Origin of the sequence: Williamwhitmania taraxaci, from assembly GCF_900096565.1 — a bacterium.
GTDB classification, from domain to species: domain Bacteria; phylum Bacteroidota; class Bacteroidia; order Bacteroidales; family Williamwhitmaniaceae; genus Williamwhitmania; species Williamwhitmania taraxaci.
Window position 1 is genome coordinate 1 of sequence record NZ_FMYP01000165.1, and the last position, 1500, is coordinate 1500.

The window sequence follows — 1500 nt, forward strand, 5'->3', positions numbered from 1 at the left end:
AAAACGCTTCCGTTTAAAGAACTTTTACTATATTTACCATTCAAGGCACACACAGGGGTTTTGCAAAAGTGGGGCATTTGTGCTAAATTTGGGCATTGGAATTCTAATCAACATTTGTGCTAAAATGAACATTTGTGCTTCGATTTCCCCACCTTCGCAAAGCCCAAAAACGTTGTGCGCAACCAATGAAAGTTTTACACATAGGAAGTGAAATAGTGACATAAGCTGAATACCAAATAAATTAAAAATATGGAAGTTACATTACAAAATGAAGATTCTAATGTTGTCAAAGCACATGAGCATTTGAAATCAGTTCTTGTAACAGGTTAAACCATTGATGCTTGGGCAATTCAACGTAGATTGTTTGCATTGCTTCATAGACGGATTCTTATTGCAGCGACATCTGGTCGATTCATTGTTATTAAACGTGGTTTAATAGCTGGTTTTGATATGAATGATTTCCGCTGGCAAGACTTAGGAGACACAAAACTTAAAGTAGGAATCTTTGGAGCAGACATTTTTTTCAAGAAATATGCATCAACTGATTTAGCTATGAATAAGTTTTCTTCATATATTCTTTCATTAACTGGGTTTAGAAAAGACCAAACTCAAAGTATTTATCGTTTAGCACAAGTACATGACCAATCGTGGAGAGAAAAAAGACGAATTCGCGAACTAGAAGAATTAATGGCAAAGTCTGGTGGTCTTAACATTAATAGTTCGCAGACTGGAGCGAATTCAACAGGAAATTCTTCTGACGATTCATTAGATCGACTGCAGAAAGCAAAAGAAATGCTAGAGAAGAAGTTAATTAATGACTCCGAGTTTGAATCAATTAAAGCAAAAATAATAAGTAGTCTTTAATAGTACTATTTTGGCAGCGCACAACAGCTGCTAAAAAATAGCTGGGGTTGATGCGCAGATAAGCAAGTTTTTGGTACTTTAGTATCAGTTTTAACGAGGGACAAGATTGCTGCTACTTACTCCCCGCCATTTCTTAGCAGCAAACGTTGTGGCCAATTAAAAAACGATACCAATATGAAAAGAGCATTATTTGGATTTATTTTTATCCTGATTTCAATTTCCGGATTTGGACAAAGTAGTAGTAAAGGTCTGAATTATTTTGCAGACCCGACAATGACAGATAGTTTATCAACAATTATGATTCCTGTAAAAATTGACGTAACTATTTTAAACTCTAGCAAAATTGGTTTTGGAGAGTATTATTCAAATGTGATAGTTTACGATTATAAAACTGATTCTTCTAAAAGATTATTTAAGGATGATACTTTTATAAAAGGATTTCAGAAAGAGTATGATTATTATAATCGCTCTAAAACTAATAATTTAGACTATGTATGTAGTAATTGGTTATTTTATTTTGTTAAGTCTTTTGATTACAGCAAAAATGGAAAGATTGATAGTGATGACCCATATATTCTTTCACTACTGTCCGACTAAACTCTAAATATTCATTTATTGCCTCTGCATCCCAATAAA

At 33.4% G+C, this 1500-nt stretch carries 2 protein-coding genes; both read left to right on the forward strand.

Going from position 1 to position 1500, the window contains the following annotated elements:
- The first annotated feature begins 360 nt into the window (after positions 1-360).
- Positions 361-864: a PH domain-containing protein gene (locus tag BLS65_RS17720; RefSeq protein WP_170830200.1), complete on the forward strand. Its 504-nt coding sequence runs from the start codon at positions 361-363 to the stop codon at positions 862-864.
- 174 nt (positions 865-1038) lie between these two features.
- Positions 1039-1461, forward strand: a complete 423-nt coding sequence (locus tag BLS65_RS17725) for a hypothetical protein (protein ID WP_125869957.1) — start codon at positions 1039-1041, stop codon at positions 1459-1461.
- Positions 1462-1500: the final 39 nt, after the last annotated feature.

Coding starts and splice junctions, on each gene's coding strand:
- BLS65_RS17725 (WP_125869957.1), top strand. CDS start 1,039: ATGAAAAGAGCATTATTTGGATTTATTTTTATCCTGATTTCAATTTCC.